Annotated in this window: 22 protein-coding genes and 1 pseudogene; 19 read left to right on the top strand and 4 right to left on the bottom strand. The window is 42.9% G+C overall.

The features are described from left to right. Positions 1-71: 71 nt before the first annotated feature. The gene (locus tag MHB84_RS19985) at positions 72-848 is read right to left on the bottom strand and encodes an AraC family transcriptional regulator (RefSeq protein ID WP_076287826.1); all 777 of its coding nucleotides are present in this window, start codon (positions 846-848) and stop codon (positions 72-74) included. A 21-nt stretch (positions 849-869) separates the two neighbouring features. Beyond that, positions 870-1,451 (bottom strand): LysE family translocator, encoded by a 582-nt coding sequence (locus tag MHB84_RS19990; protein ID WP_076287827.1) that lies wholly within the window; start codon positions 1,449-1,451, stop codon positions 870-872. Positions 1,452-1,608: 157 nt separating this feature from the next. Here MHB84_RS19990 and MHB84_RS19995 point away from each other — a divergent pair, with 157 nt between their 5' ends. Then, the gene (locus MHB84_RS19995; RefSeq protein WP_076287828.1) at positions 1,609-2,112 is read left to right on the top strand and encodes a hypothetical protein; all 504 of its coding nucleotides are present in this window, start codon (positions 1,609-1,611) and stop codon (positions 2,110-2,112) included. A gap of 130 nt (positions 2,113-2,242) precedes the next feature. On the opposite strand, the gene mgtE is transcribed toward MHB84_RS19995, so the two are convergent. After that, positions 2,243-3,613: a magnesium transporter gene (mgtE, locus tag MHB84_RS20000; RefSeq protein ID WP_064635927.1), complete on the bottom strand. Its 1,371-nt coding sequence runs from the start codon at positions 3,611-3,613 to the stop codon at positions 2,243-2,245. Positions 3,614-3,971: 358 nt separating this feature from the next. On the opposite strand from mgtE, the gene MHB84_RS20005 reads away from it, so the two are divergent. From MHB84_RS20005 to MHB84_RS20040, 8 genes are all read left to right on the top strand, one after another. Next, positions 3,972-4,676, top strand: a complete 705-nt coding sequence (locus MHB84_RS20005; protein WP_076287829.1) for a DNA alkylation repair protein — start codon at positions 3,972-3,974, stop codon at positions 4,674-4,676. 64 nt (positions 4,677-4,740) lie between these two features. Next, positions 4,741-5,295 carry a methylated-DNA--[protein]-cysteine S-methyltransferase gene (locus tag MHB84_RS20010; RefSeq protein ID WP_076287830.1) on the top strand — a complete coding sequence of 185 codons (555 nt, stop codon included), beginning with the start codon at positions 4,741-4,743 and terminating at the stop codon, positions 5,293-5,295. Positions 5,296-5,552: 257 nt separating this feature from the next. Next, entirely contained in the window at positions 5,553-6,326 is a 774-nt protein-coding gene (locus tag MHB84_RS20015) for a DUF1361 domain-containing protein (protein WP_179087128.1), read from the top strand. 126 nt (positions 6,327-6,452) lie between these two features. Further along, entirely contained in the window at positions 6,453-7,679 is a 1,227-nt protein-coding gene (locus MHB84_RS20020; RefSeq protein WP_076287831.1) for an amidohydrolase, read from the top strand. 168 nt (positions 7,680-7,847) lie between these two features. Then, positions 7,848-8,303, top strand: coding sequence for a GNAT family N-acetyltransferase (locus tag MHB84_RS20025; protein WP_076287832.1), 456 nt, complete (start codon positions 7,848-7,850; stop codon positions 8,301-8,303). 13 nt (positions 8,304-8,316) lie between these two features. Continuing rightward, positions 8,317-8,745: a GNAT family N-acetyltransferase gene (locus MHB84_RS20030; RefSeq protein ID WP_076287833.1), complete on the top strand. Its 429-nt coding sequence runs from the start codon at positions 8,317-8,319 to the stop codon at positions 8,743-8,745. Between the two features lie 65 nt (positions 8,746-8,810). Beyond that, positions 8,811-9,221 carry a DUF6157 family protein gene (locus MHB84_RS20035; RefSeq protein WP_076287834.1) on the top strand — a complete coding sequence of 137 codons (411 nt, stop codon included), beginning with the start codon at positions 8,811-8,813 and terminating at the stop codon, positions 9,219-9,221. Between the two features lie 96 nt (positions 9,222-9,317). Beyond that, a complete protein-coding gene (locus tag MHB84_RS20040; protein WP_076287835.1) occupies positions 9,318-9,779 on the top strand; it encodes a DUF6896 domain-containing protein in 462 nt (153 codons plus the stop codon). Positions 9,780-9,857: 78 nt separating this feature from the next. Here the strand turns inward: MHB84_RS20040 and MHB84_RS20045 are convergent, their stop codons facing one another. Then, the gene (locus tag MHB84_RS20045; protein WP_076287836.1) at positions 9,858-10,760 is read right to left on the bottom strand and encodes an ArsR/SmtB family transcription factor; all 903 of its coding nucleotides are present in this window, start codon (positions 10,758-10,760) and stop codon (positions 9,858-9,860) included. A 177-nt stretch (positions 10,761-10,937) separates the two neighbouring features. On the opposite strand from MHB84_RS20045, the gene MHB84_RS20050 reads away from it, so the two are divergent. The 10 genes and pseudogenes from MHB84_RS20050 (at position 10,938) to MHB84_RS20095 (ending at position 18,266) form a co-directional block, all read left to right on the top strand. Continuing rightward, the gene (locus MHB84_RS20050) at positions 10,938-12,428 is read left to right on the top strand and encodes a glycoside hydrolase family 43 protein (RefSeq protein ID WP_076287837.1); all 1,491 of its coding nucleotides are present in this window, start codon (positions 10,938-10,940) and stop codon (positions 12,426-12,428) included. 185 nt (positions 12,429-12,613) lie between these two features. Then, positions 12,614-13,183, top strand: coding sequence for a hypothetical protein (locus tag MHB84_RS20055; protein WP_076287838.1), 570 nt, complete (start codon positions 12,614-12,616; stop codon positions 13,181-13,183). Between the two features lie 112 nt (positions 13,184-13,295). Continuing rightward, complete coding sequence (locus tag MHB84_RS20060; RefSeq protein WP_076287839.1) at positions 13,296-13,841, top strand: GrpB family protein; 546 nt, start codon at positions 13,296-13,298, stop codon at positions 13,839-13,841. Positions 13,842-13,883: 42 nt separating this feature from the next. After that, positions 13,884-14,312 carry a hypothetical protein gene (locus tag MHB84_RS20065; RefSeq protein WP_076287840.1) on the top strand — a complete coding sequence of 143 codons (429 nt, stop codon included), beginning with the start codon at positions 13,884-13,886 and terminating at the stop codon, positions 14,310-14,312. Between the two features lie 39 nt (positions 14,313-14,351). After that, the gene (locus tag MHB84_RS20070; RefSeq protein WP_076287841.1) at positions 14,352-14,879 is read left to right on the top strand and encodes a cysteine hydrolase family protein; all 528 of its coding nucleotides are present in this window, start codon (positions 14,352-14,354) and stop codon (positions 14,877-14,879) included. A 373-nt stretch (positions 14,880-15,252) separates the two neighbouring features. Next, positions 15,253-15,804 (top strand): GNAT family N-acetyltransferase, encoded by a 552-nt coding sequence (locus MHB84_RS20075; protein ID WP_076287843.1) that lies wholly within the window; start codon positions 15,253-15,255, stop codon positions 15,802-15,804. 204 nt (positions 15,805-16,008) lie between these two features. Further along, positions 16,009-16,491, top strand: a complete 483-nt coding sequence (locus tag MHB84_RS20080; RefSeq protein WP_076287844.1) for a DinB family protein — start codon at positions 16,009-16,011, stop codon at positions 16,489-16,491. Positions 16,492-16,508: 17 nt separating this feature from the next. Next, entirely contained in the window at positions 16,509-16,937 is a 429-nt protein-coding gene (locus MHB84_RS20085) for a GNAT family N-acetyltransferase (RefSeq protein WP_076287845.1), read from the top strand. 139 nt (positions 16,938-17,076) lie between these two features. Further along, positions 17,077-17,862 (top strand): annotated as a pseudogene (locus MHB84_RS20090) (aminoglycoside phosphotransferase family protein). Between the two features lie 56 nt (positions 17,863-17,918). Continuing rightward, complete coding sequence (locus tag MHB84_RS20095) at positions 17,919-18,266, top strand: hypothetical protein (protein ID WP_076287846.1); 348 nt, start codon at positions 17,919-17,921, stop codon at positions 18,264-18,266. Positions 18,267-18,630: the final 364 nt, after the last annotated feature.

Genomic DNA, 18,630 nt, shown 5'->3' on the forward strand with positions numbered 1-18,630 from the left:
GGAACATTGAGGTAAACTCGCGTTCCAAGCGGGGATTTAATACATTTGGTCGGATAATCGTACCGATTAAATTAGTTTAACTGCAGCATATATTCATAAGCCGTGATACCGAATACTCGTTTAAAGTGTCTGTTCAGATGAGTCAGGTCGACAAAACCACATTCGGCTACAGCGGAGTAAACATCCTTATGCGTTTCAATGGACTGTCTGGCACGCTCCACCTTGCAATTCAGAAAAAACTGGTAAGGCGATATGCCAGCATGGGACTTGAACTCGCGGATAAATTGAAACTTGGACATGTTGAATTCCGCACACAGGTCGTCCAGTTTCAGCACATCTTCAATACTGCAAAACATCATTTCTTTCGCTTTTCGAACCAGATTGTCCTGAGGCCGCCACAACTTGGTGTCCATTTCCGACTGGGAGAGTAATTGCAACAGGCCCAAGAGCAGTTCACTGCATTTCGCTTCATCCTGTCCTTTTTGAATAGCATCATTCAGCATCAGGATGCTTCGTGCAAGCACAGGGTCATAGACGATGGGGCTATTAAAACGCAATTCCTTTTTCCCTAGAACCTCTTCGACCAAATCCGGCTTCAGATATAGCATGACATAATCTATACCGGCTTTGTCATAGGAACTTCCATCGTGGGACTGCTCCCGGTTGAATAACATCACGCCGTTTTTGTGGGAGGCCTGATAATGTCCGTCCAGATGGTATTGCTGAATACCGCGAAGCGTGACTCCTACTGCATATTCCTCGTGGCAATGCTTTTTATAGGTGAAATCCGTAAAGCTGGCGGATAGAGCCAGTACGTCCTGTGATTTCTTATAGTTAAACAATTCCATGCTGCACACACCTCCCGCGCGTTAGATGATTCCCGATACCATAATGGCTGAGTATAACAAAAAAAGGGCCATTAGGATACTCACTGCTTTTTGATGACGATTAAGTAAGGTTCTGAAGATGGAGCCAAACACGGCCCAACTGGAATAGGCCAGGAAGCCGATGATGGTAATAATGATCACGAACAGAAACGTTGACATGGTGCTATCGTAGTACGGCAGAACATAACTTGGAATAACTGTGAACGTGAACAGAACTACTTTTGGATTCACAAACTGCATGATTAAACCGTTTAGAAACCCCGTAACTTGCTTCGATCCCGTCTCGGTGGAACCCATTTTATAGACTTGATAAGCCAGATATATCATATAAACACTACCCACGATCTGCATCACTTGGAGAATGCCAGGCAATACCTCAGCAAGTACATGATTGAGAAGAGCAGAAGCAGCAAGTAATAAGCCAAATGCAACGGTGGCACCCCACACATACTCCATCGTTTTCCGGGGACCAACCTGTCCGACGGAAGTGAGAATCACAATATTGCTGGGTCCAGGTGTGAAGGTAACGACAATACAATAGATGAAAAAAGATGTAAGATTCATAATGCCTCCCCGAGTTGTAGTTACATGATCATACTCCGGGGAGGCATTGGCTTATAGTACATTATTGCAGCAGATTGCACATGAGCAGAAAAAAAACTTAACTTTCCAGCTAATAGAAACGTCATAGAAGTAACTACTTTGATATCGAGGTGATTAAATGAAAACTGTAAGTAAGTTGCTGTTCCTATGTATGATACCTCTTTTATTGTCTGCTTGCTTTAAAAATGGGGAAGGTGACCAACCAATCAATAATTTGGATCTGAGTCCTCCAGTTGAAATTTCATTTGAAGAGGCTGAAGCCAGGACCCCGTTTGAAATCAAACAACCGTCAGTTCCTTTCCAAGTTACTCAAAAATCAGCGAGGATTTTAGATACCAATGGTACATTTGAAGCAGTCGAAATCACGTATGCAAATACCGACGAAGGATTGAACCTGATCACTATGATTACAAACTCAAAGGTGGATACGCCTCCGAAGGGGAAGAAAGGTTTGAAATTATCTAATGGCTCTCAAACATGGGACCAAGGAGACGGAAATGTAAGTGCCATCTATTGGAGAAACGAAGGTTTAACGTACTCTCTTATTTCAGGGAAAAACAACAATCTTGAACCGTTATACGATTATCAAACATTAGTTGAAATAGCAAATACATTAAAATGAAGCATAAGGCAGTTCTCTTTTAGATTGAAAATAACACCAAAAGACTCAACCTCACTGTATGTACAGAGGAAGTTGAGTCTTTTTACTGTATTAAAGTACCTGTTCAATGAATAAAGACTGAAAGGTTAATTTACATTAAGGCATCCAGAAAACGAGTTGCGATGCCGAAATAGATAAACAACGACAATATATCATTCAACGTTGTGATTAATGGGCCGGAGGCGACCGCAGGGTCTACTTTGAAACGACTGAGCAGAAGAGGAATACAAGTACCGGTCAGTGTTCCGATAACCAGGGTGAAGAATAGTGATACTCCAATAATCGCTCCGAGCAGCCAGTCACCTTGCCAGAAATAGGCGATGACCGTGATCAGCAAACCGCATACAAGTCCAATCATTGTGCCTACTTTAATCTCTCGGCCAATAAGCGCGAGCACTGTGGCCTTGTCCAGCTTGCGTCCAATCAAGCCACGTACAACCACTGCAAGGGATTGTGTACCCGTATTCCCCGTCATACCGGCTATCATGGGCATGAAGAACGCCAGTGCCACAACCTGATTCAGTGTGTCTTCGAAAAAATCCACGATGCTACCTGAGATCAATCCGATAAATAACAATAAAATCAGCCATGGAAGGCGACGTCTGACGGCAACCAATGGTTTGGTATCAAAATCGATGTCTTTACTGCCGCCACCCATCTTGGCGATGTCTTCACTGGCTTCGTCCATAATAATATCAATGACATCATCCATTTGGATAACACCGCATAATCTGCGGTTTTCATCCACGACAGGTAAAGCCATAAACTCATAACGTTGCAACAGCTGTGCAGCTTCTTCCTGGTCCATATCAACTGTTGCATGGATGACACGCCGAGTCATCAGCTCTTCTACTTTGGTGTTATCATCTGCCTGAGCAAGGGATTGATAACTCACGACTCCGACCAGTTTGCCTTCATCATCGGTGACATACAGATAACTGGTTGCAGGAATGTGCAGCGTAGCCTGCGATTCTCTAAGTGCTTCCTTTGCGGTTTCATGCGATAACAGCGTACGGTAACGATCGGTCATGATCCGTCCAGCCGTTTCCGGTGGATAGTTCAGCACGGAGCGGATAATGGCGGAATGATCGAGATTCATATTGGACAGCAGTTCTTCTCTGCGTTGGAGGGGCAGATCATGCATGAAGCGAATCAGATCACTTTTGTCCATTTGCTGCATGACTTCAAGAGTGCGCTCCGGGCCTAACTGTTCGAATAGATGCACCTGTTCGTGAAGCGTGAGCGCTTCTGCCATGTCGGCGAGCACGTCCGGTTTGAATAAGAGCAAGAAGCGTTTCGTCTCTTGTTCAGGGAACTTTTTATATACGAGAGAAAGGTCATAGGGATGAAGTTCTTTGGCCCATTTATAAAACTCGGTCAGGTTTTGGGTTTGCACGAATTGCACAAGGAGCTCCGTAATCTCTTCAACCGAAAAATCTTTTTTGGGATGGGATCGATTCATATGTAGTCTCCTTTCTATATGGGTTCAACAAATGAATATTTACACTGGCACTCCGATGACAGAACAACCTTCCGATCGCTGTTATCCCCAGATTTTTTTGATTCCTTTCTGAAAAAGGGGAAATCCGGGGATAAAGGCGAACGCTTCGCTTCTTCAGGTTATTTCTGTCCTCTCCGTTATTGTGTAAATGTTTGGTTGAACATATTTCAACTCCGTATTCTTAAACGAAATGGAATGAAAGTTAAACAGTGACCACGGGAAATGGATATTGTAATCTTGCTAAAACATTCGATATAGGCTTACAAATGGATGCTGCCGGGATATACTTGTTGTAGAAAACCCGATGAGGAGGAGACATGTGGAATCGGTTGTAAGAACACAATTGTTATCTCTGGTCGAACCGGAATATCAGAAATTCTCGGCTGCGCTCATTCCGAATATCACGAATCTGTTAGGTGTGAGACTGCCTGAAATACGCAAGATGGCGAAACAAATCGTCAAAGAGGACTGGCGTGCCTACCTGAAAACCGCCGATGATGATTATTTTGAAGAAGTGATGTTGCAAGCGATGGTCATCGGTCATGCCCAAGCAGATATCGAGGAACTCCTGCAGCATATTGCCTGGTTTGTTCCCAAAATAGATAACTGGTCAGTATGCGACAGTTTCTGCGGTGGTTTGAAATATACAAAGGCACATCTGGATCGAGTGTGGCAGTTCTTGCAGCCCTATCTGGTATCCAACCAGGAATATGACATTCGCTTCGGGGTTGTGATGCTGTTGAACTTTTATATGGAAGAAAAATATATCAGCAGAGTGCTTGCTTCATTAGATACCATTCATCACGAAGGGTACTATGTGAAAATGGCAGTGGCCTGGGCAATTTCCATCGCGTATGTGAAACAGCCAGAAGCCACGATGCGTTATTTGCAGGACAATACCTTGGATGACTTTACGTATAATAAGGCTCTTCAGAAAATAACGGAGTCCTATCGTGTTGATCCGGAGACGAAGCAGATCATCCGCAGCATGAAACGAAAAATGAAAAAAACGGTTCGTGTGTAGTATGTGTGCATAACGAGAAAAGAAACCAGATAAAAAACCTACGAGGGGAAAGGACGATTGACGTATGAGAAAGAGCATCATGTGGACCAAAATGGAGTTAGACGGTCGTCCGTGGGTATTGCTTGCCACCGAAAAAGGGCTATGCCGGGTCATCATGCCCAATGAAACGCTGGAAGATTGGAGTAGTTGGATTGGCCGAATTGCTCCTGGAGTGGAGCTCGAAGAGAATCAAGCAGCGTTGAAGCATACGGGAATGATGGATTGGCTGCAATCCTATTTTGCGGGAGACAAGGTGGCTTTCACAGAAGAAATTCCACTTGATTTGATCGGAACAACATTCCAACAGCAGGTATGGGCGGAGTTGGGGAATGTTCCATATGGTGAGACAAGAACCTATGGCGACATTGCCGCTGCGGTGGGAAGACCTTCAGCGGTACGAGCTGTTGGGGCAGCCAATGGAGCCAACCCCATTCCAGTGCTGCTGCCGTGTCATCGCATTATCGGTGCCAACCGCAAGCTGACCGGTTTTCGCGGAGGACTGGAGATGAAGCGAAGACTGCTGGATATTGAACAGATTGAAGGCGTGACGGATGGTGGCCATGCGCGGTTTAATTTCTGATCATCATATTTTCATATAAAAAAGAAGCAGTGAACTATTAGCTAAGTACTTAGCTCGGTTCTAAATATGTACAGGCACTTCCCTAGTGCCTGTTTTTTTTTGCATTCTCTAATGGTAGAAGAATGGAAGATGAACGGAAATATTGCGAAAGTAAAGTTTTTGTCTTCCTTCTGGGTTCACGCCGCTATTTTCGCATATACCACATTTTGGGTTATGATGGACGTGTATTACTAGGAAGGCGGAGTCACAGTTCGTTTATGAAATCGATGATCAGGTTATCAGGGACTGCACTTGCATACCACCAAGGAAAGGGAAATCGAAGCGAAGAAATGAACAATAATAAAAATACGATTTATTTAAAAATGAGTAGTGTTTTAATCGTTGCTACCATAGGTTGTCTACTTGTTGCTGTCTACTTACGTACCAAATCAAACACGAACATGTATCAATTTTTAACGTGGGACATTTTTTTAGCATGGGTTCCATTCATCATTTCATCAACGATTAGTTATATAAGCAATAAGAAACTTACAAGAACGAGCATCGCACTAGTCGGGGTAATGTGTGCAGGCTGGTTGTTCTTTCTACCGAATTCGGCATATCTTTTCACAGAAATTTTGCATGCATTCAGATACTTTGATCCTCAGGGGGAAACTAAATTCTGGGTTAATATTGATTTCTGGTATAGCCTCAGCCTAACATTTGTCTTAGCCATACTGGGTTTACTTCTATCCATTTGCTCGATACATCAAATTCACAAATTGTTAAATAAACGATTAAACCCATTTAGCGGTATGGTAGTTGTAGGCGTTGTTTTACTTCTGAGCAGTCTAGGGGTATATATCGGGAGATTTAATCGGTGGAATAGTTGGGATGTCTTGAAGCAACCCGGTCTAATTTTGAAGGATATCATGACTGATTTAAATGCAGGCAACAGCATTCTGGTTGAATTTGTGGCTATGGTATTTGTGATTCAAGTTTTGGGATATATTACACTTCGTATACTAATGGGGAAGTCCAATAATATCTAGACGATAATCGTATGGAACACCAACGTTTTAACTATTTTTGCTGAATGAGGTCCTATGGTACCATTGACCACAGAAGATGAATCGGTACTCGATGCTAGATAGACCGAGTGGAAAGAGGGAGTGACCATGTTGAAGCAGGAATACTGGTTAACCAACGTATCATTGGAGCAAAGTTATGTGATGGAAGACGGGCAGGTAACTGGCACCCGGACGAGCCTTGGTCATTTGCGGATTGAAGATGGAGTCATTGCAGCCATCATGGACGGGGATACGGAATTAACAAGCGAGTTGCCAAAGGTTGATGGTAAAGGATTACTGCTGCTGCCTTCGTTCGAGGAAGCCCATATTCATTTGGATAAAACGTATTATGATGCACCATGGAAAGCGGTTCGACGCATCTCCAGCATTTTCGAACGTATCGAAGAAGAGAAAGTGTTGCTGCCCAAGCTATTACCCGATGCAAAGCGTCAGGCGGAGAGCATTCTGAGCCTGATTCAGGGATACGGTTCCACCCATGTGCGCAGTCATTGCAATATTGAACCGGTCAGTGGGTTGAAACGGCTGGAAGCTACAAAGCAGGCATTGGAGTCATTTTCGGGCAAAATATCCTCTGAAATCGTCGCTTTCCCGCAGCATGGACTTCTCCGCTCTAATTCGGTTGAACTCATGCGTCAAGCCATGGCGGAAGGGGCTACTCATGTAGGTGGACTTGATCCTCACACTGTGGACGAGCATATTGAGAAATCGCTAAATGTAATGGTCGAACTGGCTGTCCAGTATCAGGCAGGCATCGATATTCATTTGCATGATTCTGGAGAACCGGGTAAACAAACGTTGCTACAATTGGTTGACCTGACCGAAGAAGCAGGACTTCAGGGTAAAGTTACCGTAAGTCATGCGTTCTGGTTCGCTCGTGCGGAGCAGCAAGAAGCGGAAGATATGGCCAAGCGAATGGCTTCCCTTGGTATGAACGTTGCTTCGACCGTGCCTATCGGTAAAATGATGATGCCCCTTCCGATGCTCCATAAACATGGGGTGAACGTGAAGCTGGCGACAGACAGTCTGACGGATCACTGGTCACCGTTTGGCAATGGAGATCAGCTGGAGAAAGCCGGCCGTTTCGCCGAACTGTACGGTTATAACGATGAACGCTCCTTGGCTCAGTCTCTTGCATTTGTCACAAGTGGTATCACTCCACTGGATTCAGAGGGCCAACAGGTATGGCCGAAGGTAGGGGATACAGCTAGTTTTGTACTGGTAGAAGCCAGCTGCTCGGCAGAGGCGGTTGCCAGAAGGTCTGCGCGACAAGCGGTATGGTTTGAAGGAAGACTGGTAAGTGGATCAGTAGAATAGAGCATACTCGAATGGATGGACCACGGGAAACCGTGGTTTTTTTGTTCTGGATCTGTAAGGAAAGAACTGCTAATCAGCAGGTGAAAAAAGAGGGAGAAACTGTTCGCATATACCACTTTTTGGGTTATGATGAATCTAGTCATCATTTGAGCGCAAGGAGAGATTGATGTGTCAACAGAGCAAGTGCATCTACAACTTATAACCCCAGAAAACGAATTAGAGTGTATCCAGCTTAAACCGCGTGAAGACCAACTGAATTTAGTAGCAAGCAATGCAGATTCCTTAATACATGCGACAAAGGAGATCACCTCGAAGCCATATGGAATTTTTGCAGAGGACCGCATGGTGGGTTTTATTTTATTTGATAATGAGATATATAATGACGGGTTTTATTGGATACTTCGATTCATGATTGATGAGAAATACCAGGGGAAAGGATACGCCAAACTGGCGATCAAGGAAGTGATTCATAAGTTAAAAGAGAGAACCGATTGCAAGCAAATCAAGGTATCTCATGTGCCGCACAACATGGTGGCAAACGCTTTATATAAGAAATCCGGGTTTCAGGAGACAGGTGAATTCGAGGACAATGGTGACATCATATTAAGTTATTATATAAATTGAGGAGTGGTACCTGATGATCAGAGAGGCCGAAGCAAGGGATGTCGAGGTTATTGAAAGGTTGTACAAAGAATTATTACCGAACAACCTGAATACGAAGGTACTGGCGGAGCGGATTGAAGAAGTAAGGGATAATCCCAACAGTTTCTTATTTGTTTACGAAGTCGATGATCAGGTTATTGGGACTGCGCATTTACATATTTGTCTGGATGCTTTGGTGGAAAATAGACCTTTTGGCGTGGTTGAGCGGGTTATCATTACGGAGCATGTGCAGAGCAAGGGATATGGATCTGAACTTATGAAGTATATAGAGGATGTATGCAAACAGAAAAATTGTATAAAGGTGTTTCTCACCAGTGGTTCATCCAGGTACGAAGCACACGGCTTCTACACGAAGTTAGGGTACGATGGGGAATCCAGCAAGGCTTTTAAGAAATATTTATAAAACAGCTCAAGCTTGATTGTATATTCGTATCCATATTTTTTTTGAATAGATGGGAGGATATATAGATGAAAGACATGAACTATTATGAAACTTTTATTGCAGCAGCAGAAGATTGTCCTGTTAAAGTGGCAGAGATCCCCAAAGCCAAAAACGGCGGCAAAACCGTTCCAGTTTTACAATATGAAATGATAACAAACCACCCTTATCAATATACGCAAGAGGATGTCATGTTTGAAGTGTTCGCGCAGCGCAATGATATACCCGACGAGCAAAGATCCATAGAGAGAACCAAGTTTTTCTCTAAGGGACAACCCTGTCTTCGTACTTCTTCGTTGGGTAAGCGTTACGGTTGGGGCATTCATCATAATTCACAAGGAAAAGTGGCGATCTACGCCGTTGAATCCGAAGCATATAAAGAGTTTTTAAACGACAGCAGTTTAAAACATGTAAAGGCGATGCGTTCGAGCCGTCAATAGCTCTATCCGTTGGAGCACCAAGTACAAAGAATAAAAACAAACATAGGGCCACATTGAAGGGACTTCAAGACAACCGTTACAAGCAGGAGGTAAGAGATGCACGCTTTAACCAAAGAAACAACTGATACATTATTGGAAGCGATGGAAACATACAAAAGAGTTGCACAAGAACTGATCGAAAAATTGATTTCAGAAACCAGCCAGTCTGAAAAGGAAGAGATCATCAATGGAGCGTACCACTTGCTTTCTAATGAAGAAGTATTAAACGGTGAAGAATATTTGAGTGGAAACTGGCATTTCGATGTCCATGGAGAGCATTGCATGTTCGAGAATGCAGAAACAGGGCAAACGTTGGAGGTTTCCCTCGGCAGTAAAAATGATGTGGGTAACATGGACCCTTATTTTTTTTATAACTTTTTGAAATCCACTGCAAATTATGAACACCTGATTGCCTATTTCGAAAATCCCTTTGGGGATATGTTGAATTTATTTGAAAGATTGGCAGCCCAGAACGTGTTGATTCATGTTCATGGTGTTGAATATAGAAAGCTTCTTTAACTACGTAAAGCAGTATCCCGTTCATTCAAAGGAATACGTTTGAATGAACGGGATTATTCGTTACTACATTAAGAAAGATTAGCGTTGTACGCGTATGACAATATCCTGGTCATGATTGCCGAACCCGGAACCATAAAGTGTTAATCCTCCGACGTTAGCCCCCTCCTCGTCAACCGTGAAACGAAGCGTCCAAAATGGCTGCTCCAGTTGGATATCCTCGATCGTCACGTCTGACATCCGCTCTCCATCCATATACGTACCCGAGCTATCAACACGAATTGTCTTTAATAATCCATATTGATTCACATTACGATGCCACCATGTTGGTGTATATTTGCCTCGGGCAGCTCTTCCGAAGTCAGCGGGGCTTGTCCACGTTCCAAGCGAAATGTCGTTAAACGTAAATAGGATATCCGATGGCCAATGATCTCTTAAACCCGGGGCTTCAGAAGCCAGTTCCACTGAAATCTCAATGGAGTTAGCAGTCTCGTCAGGAAGCATATAGTTAGGTGTTTTGTATTCGACATAACCTCTTCCAAACCAAAGGATGGCAGCGTGAACCCGCTCAGGATCAAGAAAGTAGCGTGGGTCGTCCCAAACACCGATTTCTTTCTCATGCGTCCCAAGACCGCAGGTAGGATAGACTTCAAATGCAGTATAGTGTCCTACAGAAATCGTCTGCTCTCTAATCCTTGCTGTCCGGCTGGCGGATGGTAGTTCGATCTCGATGTTATTTTGTTTGAGGAAACACAATTTGTGCGTGCCTCCATTCAGGCGTATCCGACGGCTATCGATCAGTCCGGCTTGCTCAAGCTTTCGTATGTGCATGGTGACGATGGAGGGGCTAAGTTCTAACGCAGCTGCAATATCCTTCACATTCATTTCGCTAGGTGCAATCATATCCATGATCCTCCATCTAACCTCGCTTGCCAGCGCTTCGTATAACGGTATGAATTTTGGATCTCCGTTCGCTTTGATCATCCTTAACAATCTCCTAACCAGATCTATTGAAATCATATATATATTAATTTAACGAAATTAATTTGACTCTTCAACTCTAACGCATTGAAAGAATGATTGCGATAGTGTTTAATTTTTTTATCTGCTTATGAAGTTGGATTCTTAAATATGTAAATTAGAGAAAAAGAGGTGGCTCAAGTGAAATACAATAATCCCGTCATTAAAGGGTTCTATCCAGATCCGAGCATCTGCAAGGTGAATGACACTTATTATCTGGTGTGCAGTTCTTTTCAGTATTTTCCGGGTGTCCCGCTTTTTGAAAGCAAAGATTTATTGAACTGGACGCAAATCGGTCACTGTTTAACCCGAAAAAGCCAGATTCATCTGGAAACGGTGAGCAGCTCGGGAGGTGTCTTCGCCCCTACAATTCGATACAACAACGGGCGATTCTATATGACCACGACGAACGACACCACGCGTCAGAATTTCTATATATGGACTGATGATATATACGGGGAGTGGTCAGAACCGATTATTGTGGATCAAGGGGGAATCGATCCGGATTTGTATTTTGAAGACGGTAAGGCCTTCTTTATGAGCAACGGAACCGACGATGAAGGAATTGGGGGAATCATTCAGTGTGAAATTGACATTGAAACAGGTAACAAAAAGACCCCAAGTCGCTCAGTATGGCAAGGATCAGGCGGACGTTATCTGGAAAGCCCACATTTGTATAAAATGAATGGTTACTATTACCTCATGGCATCTGAAGGCGGAACCGAATACGGTCATATGGTCACATATGCGAGGGGAGATTCTCCTTCCGGTCCTTTCGAGCCTTATGCCAAGAATCCTGTTCTGACCAACCGTAATCTAGGTGGTTATGAACTGCAGGGGGTTGGCCATGGCGACCTGATTCAGGACGAGGCAGGCAACTGGTGGATTTTCCATTTGGGATTCCGTCAGAGTGGACAGTGGCTAACCTATCATCATCTGGGCCGGGAAGTATTCCTTACACCAGTTACCTTTGACGAGGAAGGCTGGTTTACGGCAGGACATAATGGTACGACGCTTATGAGTTTTGACACTGATCGTATCTCTGACACAGTTGTTCAACAAGAGAAGAAAACCTATACGTTCGAGAACACGGATTGGAATCTGGACTGGTGTTATCTTCGTCATCCCAATACGGACAATTACTTGTTAGAGCAAGGCAACTTAAAATTAAAAGGAACCGAAGTGACATTGGATGTTCCAGCATCCCCGACATTCATTGGGCTACGTCAAAAAGACTTTGACGCGACTATCTCTGTTGACGTTAGGCTTACGAATGGCGAGGCAGGCATCACCATCTACATGGATGAACAGCACCATTATGACTTGGCCATTCGCAAAGAGCAGAGCGGGTATAAGGTAATTGAACGTCTGAATATTGGGGATATCAAATCAGTCGAAAATGAAGTGGAACTGGGAAGTAATCATCATGCCACATTGGTTATACAGGCAAGCCATGAACGCTACAGCTTCCTGATTCATGCAGATGGCAAGGACACCCTCTTAGGTACAGCACAGACGAAATACCTTTCCTCGGAAGTTGCTGGGGGATTTACAGGGGTGCTCATTGGTCTATATGCGAGCGGAGAAGGTTCTGTAGCTGAGTTTTCTAAATTTAAGTGTGATTATATCTGAAAAGGTAAGGGGAGGGACTTTTGTTCCTTCTCTTTTTTTTACTTGCGTTAAAATATAGAATAAGAATGGTATTAGTTGTAAAAAGTGAAGCGCAATGATAGTGGTGTGGGTGTTCCAACTATATATAATCAAAAAATCTTCGATAGACTTGTATATAGTTATGATATAAGGAAGAGGTGTTTAAAGTGGAAATAAATTATGAAATGCCTGAAACATTACTAGACATCGTCCGAATAGATAAGGAATTACGTGAACGACATGATGGAACCTTCCAGGATTATGTGGGTTTTTATATCAGTTTTAATAATAATGATGATAGATATTACTGTACCCCAGATGATGCCATCGTATTTGGCAGAACAGGAGCAGATGGTGACCACTTTGCTTTTTTAACGTTTAACGGATCAATTAGTGATCTGGAAGAAGCTCCTATTATTTTTATTCAGCCAATGGCATTTGGTAATCAAGTAACCTTAGTAGCCAGAAATCTTAAGGATTTTCTAGCTTTATTCATTAATCTCAAGGAAATTTATGTTTTGGAACGATTTCGATTTTATAAGAACAAATTAGATTTTATTAATGACTATAATGATAACTACTTAAAAGATATAAGGTTGAGAGAGAATGATAGTAATTTTATCAATGATCTATTGAGGAGGAATGTCGAAGGTATAGTAAATATTGATGATGTATACGAATACATTACTGAGTTAAAGAAACAAATAAAACTAGAAATATATTATGATGATTTTTAGTTTTCGGATGACAGGTGTAGTCTAGTGGATTTAATAATTTAGAATGCGACAAAAGTAAAGAAAGACTTGTTGTTTCTTATATAGATGGATTAGATAACAAAGGGAGGACTACATGGAAGATCAATGGAGAATTGCAACGTATGATCCTGCCTGGAGGCCAATGTTCCTCGAAACCGGGATGAGATTAAGAGAGGCGTTGGGAGAAAAGGCTGTGCGGATTGACCATGTCGGATCAACTTCCATCGTCGGAATGGATGCCAAACCGATCATAGATATACAAATTTCCGTATCCAATTACGAAGAATTACCTAACTACAAACAAGAAATCGAAGCGGCCGGCTTCGTATTTAGAGAAGAAAATCCCGATAAAACCAAGCGATATTTCCGTGAAGTGCCCGGAAGCAGGAGAACACATGTACATGTAAGACAAGCAGGGAGTTTCTCTGAGCAGATGAACTTGCTTTTTAGAGATTATTTGAGGGAACATCCAGAGGATCGATTGAAATATGCAGAAGAGAAGCACCGGCTTATGGCTTTATACAAGGACCAGCGTCCAAAATACGTGGAAGGCAAAGGACCGATGGTGTGGAGCATTTTAGAGAAAGCTCATATATGGTCCCAAGAAATTGGGTGGCAACCGGGAGAATCTGACGCATAGGAAACATTCATTGTAGATGGATATCCTTATGGGAGTGGTGAGATGAACATTGGAAGAAAGCTTCTGACGACCGTTCTAACCATCATTAGTTTTACTTTAATTGCAAGTATCATATCCATGAATGAATCTTACAGCTTTGATTTCTATATTCTTGTTTATCTTGTATATGCGACTCCCCTGATCACATTGATTGGGTTACCGTTATCCCTGTTGCTGGATTATCTGTTGAGCAGATCTCGTTTCGCAAATTATGTCATTTATCTAAGTTTGAGAATACTGGGTTATGCATGTGCTGGAGTCTTAGGTATGTATATCTATTATTTGCTCATGGGCGCGGGAGAAGAAATTTTAAATTTTAAAGAAACGATAGTTTTGTCCTTATTTGGCGTTCTAGCTGCTATACTATTTGTGTTGATCGATCTGGGATTGGAAGGTTTGTTAACGGCGCGAAAAAGGAAGAAGGAGTCATAACAAGTGCTGATTTAATATTATTTTTCAGGAGGATATAAGATGCCAACTCATTGTGCACTTCTTGTAATCGATGTTCAGGTAGCCATGTTCGATGAATCAGATCCCGTATATCGGGGGGACTTATTGCTTCAGAGAATACAACATGTCATTTCCAAGGCTCGGCAAAAAGGTCACTCCGTTATCTACATTCAGCACAGTGAAGGAGCAGGCAGTCCCCTTGAGCGTGGAACGGCAGGTTGGACGATCCATCCGTCCATTGCGCCGATCGCGGGTGACCTTATTATTGAAAAGCAGACACCGGATTCGTTTCATGAAACAGATCTGAATCTGAAATTGCAAGAAAACGGAGTGACGGATCTTATTCTGACTGGCATGCAGACGGAGATATGCGTGGATACGACTTGTCGCAGAGCAAGTAGCCTTGGCTACGCAGTAACCTTGGTTCGTGATGCTCACAGCACATGGAATTCCAACATTCTTCAAGCTGAGCAGATTATAGAACATCACAATTCGGTTCTGAGCATGTTTGCGAATGTGGTGGATACCGAAAATGTAATGAATGGATGAGATGAATTGACGTTTAATAAAAGAATATTTAATCTTTCAGCTTGGCTTGCTGTATTAGCTTTGATCTTTATTCCAGGAACAGCCTACACGGAGGGGACTTTACGAACAGAGTATGGTTTTCCTTTGCGGTTCTTTACTGATTATCATTATAAGAGACCTGATGATACGATCTGGTTCCTTTCCAATGTTTATGTAAATGCTCTTCTTTATCTGTTTAATGTCCTGTTTATATACGCTGGAATTCACGTTTTACTCTATGTAAAGAAGAGAATGACGAAGCCAAAAGAGTAGGGAGCTGCGACGATCGCGGCTCTTTTATTTTTACCATATCATGGGTTATGATAGAAGGCACGAATAGATTGGGGATGATGATATGAAACAGATTCCAACGGCATGGAATTCAGAGCGACTTTTCATTTCCGATTTGAAAGAATCTGAGATTTCCGATATTCAATCCATTGTTGATACGAGTAACTATGTGCAGGAATGGGACGGAAGAGATCATGAGCCGGATTATGTGAGATCATGCTTTGAGAAAGGCAATCTGCCTCCAGGGGGAAGGATGGAGAACTACCGAATTCAGACCATTCGTACGATTCAGGAAGACGAAAATATAGGTGTGTTGAGCCTATACCATGGCTACCCCATGGAGAATTCAGTTTATCTCGAATTTTTGTATATTCATAGTGAGACCCAGAAGCAGGGTTATGGACAAGAAATGATGCATGCGTTAACCCAATTGTTTTTCGAGCTTGGTTATAAGGAAATCAGAATTAACGTGGCGCTCAAAAATTGGCCTGCATTACGATTTTGGACCAAATCGGGATTTGATCAGATTAGCGGGATTTACGGAGACCTTGAATATTCAGATAAGACTTTTGCCAATATGGAACTGATCAAAACACTTAAAAAGCATGATATATAAATTGAACTAAACATTTACACGAGAACGTAGAGGGCAGAAATAACCTGAAGAAGCGGAGCGTTCGCCTTTATCCCCGGATTTTCCCCTTTGAAAAAGGGATTCCAAAAAATCTGGGGATAACAGCGATCAGAAGGTTGTTCTGTCATCGGAGTGGCAAGTGTAAATATTTTTTAGTTCAATTATATAGAAAAGGAGAATGGCTAAATGGAATCTTTCTTTCGTTATAACTGGATCGTGCGTGAGCAATGGTTTCAGTGGTGTGAGGATGTACCGCTAGAAGAGCTGCTTCGACCTCGGACGGGGGGAGTAGGCAATATTTTGCAAACGTTTTTTCATATCATCGATGTAGAGTGGAGCTGGCTTCAATTATTGCAGGGCAAACCGGATGGTATGGAGAATTTTGATGATTATAAAACACTGGAAGCCGTACGACAATTCGACCGCAAGCTGCGACCTGATGTGGAGGCATTTGTTCTATCCTGGGATTCCGACATGGAAAAGAGACCCTACATCGATCCTGAATTGGATAGCACCGTCGTCAAGGAATCGTGGGGAGAAGTGATGCGTCACGTGATTGCTCATGAGATTCACCATATGGGGCAAATATCGGTATGGTCCAGAGAACTGGACAAGAAGCCCGTGTCTGCGAATTTCATTGGTAAAGGACTTATTACACCTGACAACTAGAGTGAAAAGGAGACACTATGATTCATTGCAGAGAAGCTAGAATTGGGGATGGCGAGGGGATTAGCCAATTATCCCATCAACTGGGTTACACCAGTACAACAGAAGAGATCATCGAAAGGTTGAATCGACTAAACTCAATGACAGATCATTATGTTTGCGTAGCTGAGATCGATTCCCTTGTTGTGGGTTGGGGGCATGTACAGGGAAGACTTTCTATCGAAAGTGTACCTTTTGCCGAGATTGGTGGATTGGTTGTTGATGAGCATCATAGAGGTGCGGGAATTGGTAAAAAGATCATGAGCGAATGTGAGAAATGGGCACGGATGAACGGGTTTAACAAGATTCGCGTGCGATCAAGCGGGAAAAGGGAAGCTGCGCATCGGTTCTATATTGCCATCGGATATAATGAGAAGAAGTGGCAGAAGGTTTTTGATAAATCATTGTAAAGATCTATGGAGTATCAAATGCCGTTATTTCTTCTAATTTCACAGAGAAGGGTTGGGCAAAATGAGGTTAACGCTGGAAAGTATCCGTTGGATGGAGTTGAGCGAAGAAACTCGCTGTCTGCTTGGGAAACCATACAAGATGCTTCCCCTGTCACCAGGGCTGGAAGCAGACGTTGTGAAGATAGAATGCGGTGATCACTCTTATGTATTAAAGATATGGAACAAGGACTCCAAACCCAATATTCGCAACCAGTATGAACTATTATCTGAACTATACGAGAGTGGAATACAAGTCTCCAAGCCGTACGGTTGGGGCATGGATGTGGATTCTAATCAAGTCCTGTTAACGAGTTATGACGGGGAGCCTATAGCCAAGTTAAGCAAAACCAAGCTGGAGCAATTAGCTCAAAAGTTAATTCAAGTCCATGGTTATGATGTAAATGATACAGGTAACGCGGATGCCAATTTCATACCATAATATGATTTCGTTGGATATTTTTTCCCCTCCATTGAATTGCATGAGGATATGCATCAGATCCTGACGAGCCTTCTTCAACGGACTGAGTTTAGGCAGGATCATTTGATCCACGGTGATTATAACCTGGGAAATGTTCTGGAGGCAGGTGATCAATATGCGATTATCGATTGGACAAATGGGCAGCGCGGTGATCCCAGGTACGATATAGCTTGGTCCATTTTTTTGATGACGATCTATACAGGGGAACGAAACGGTAAGATATACAGTGCTCTATTCAAGAGTCTGACGGAATACACACCAGACGATGCGGAGATTTTTGAAGCGATGGCTTGTTTGCGCTGGATTCTATTAAAGCGAGTGTCTAATGTTCCTAGGGGTCCGGGCGTGATGCAGCGGATTAAAAAGATTATTGGCAATAATTCATATTTAAATGATGAACTGCTGTAGTATTGTCCTAAACTGTCCTTCACTGCATACCTATGGTATAGAGGAGCGTGATAGGTATGGAACAGAAGGTGCAAACCTATTTTGAACTGAAACAGCAGCAAAAAGAAATTGAACAACGACTATCTGTGTTACGAGATGAGATTGTCGGGTATTGTGAGGAGCAGGGCGTCTATGAGACGCAAGTTGGCGGATACGCTGTGAAAACGGTGCTTCAGCACCGCAAGGAATATGATGATCAGAAGTTGTACGCATCCCTTCCCGATCCGGACATCTGGCGACTGCTGTCCAAGGTGGACAGTCATAAGCTGAAAAGCCTCATTAAGCTAAACATTCTCACTGAGGAGCAGATTAGTCCAGCTTGTACGGTGAAGCAGGTAACATTATTACAGGTGGACAAGTTGTAACCCTTCACACGCATTAAGCAGTTTCAATTATAGGGCCCGTGTCATTCGCACTTATATCCCAACGCTCCCCGAGGAGCTGATTAAATCGGTCACGAGGTGACCGGTTTTTTTGTTGTATGCAAAGTTGTGTGCCAATTTCAGCTGTGTGTTTTAAGTCATTTGTAAGCATAGGCCTGATTCCGTGCCGTAATGAAAGTAAGCGAATTGCTTTAAACCGTTATGCGAGTAGTTTATATGTTATAATTTGTAATTAATTCATATACCATCTTTGATAGGAGGGAGAATGAAGACTTTCCAATCCCTGTCCATATTCAATGGAATGAAGATCAGGAAGAGACAGTATATCTTCAAAAGTTGTAGACCG

The organism is Paenibacillus sp. FSL F4-0087, assembly GCF_038020215.1.
Taxonomy (GTDB): domain Bacteria; phylum Bacillota; class Bacilli; order Paenibacillales; family Paenibacillaceae; genus Paenibacillus; species Paenibacillus taichungensis.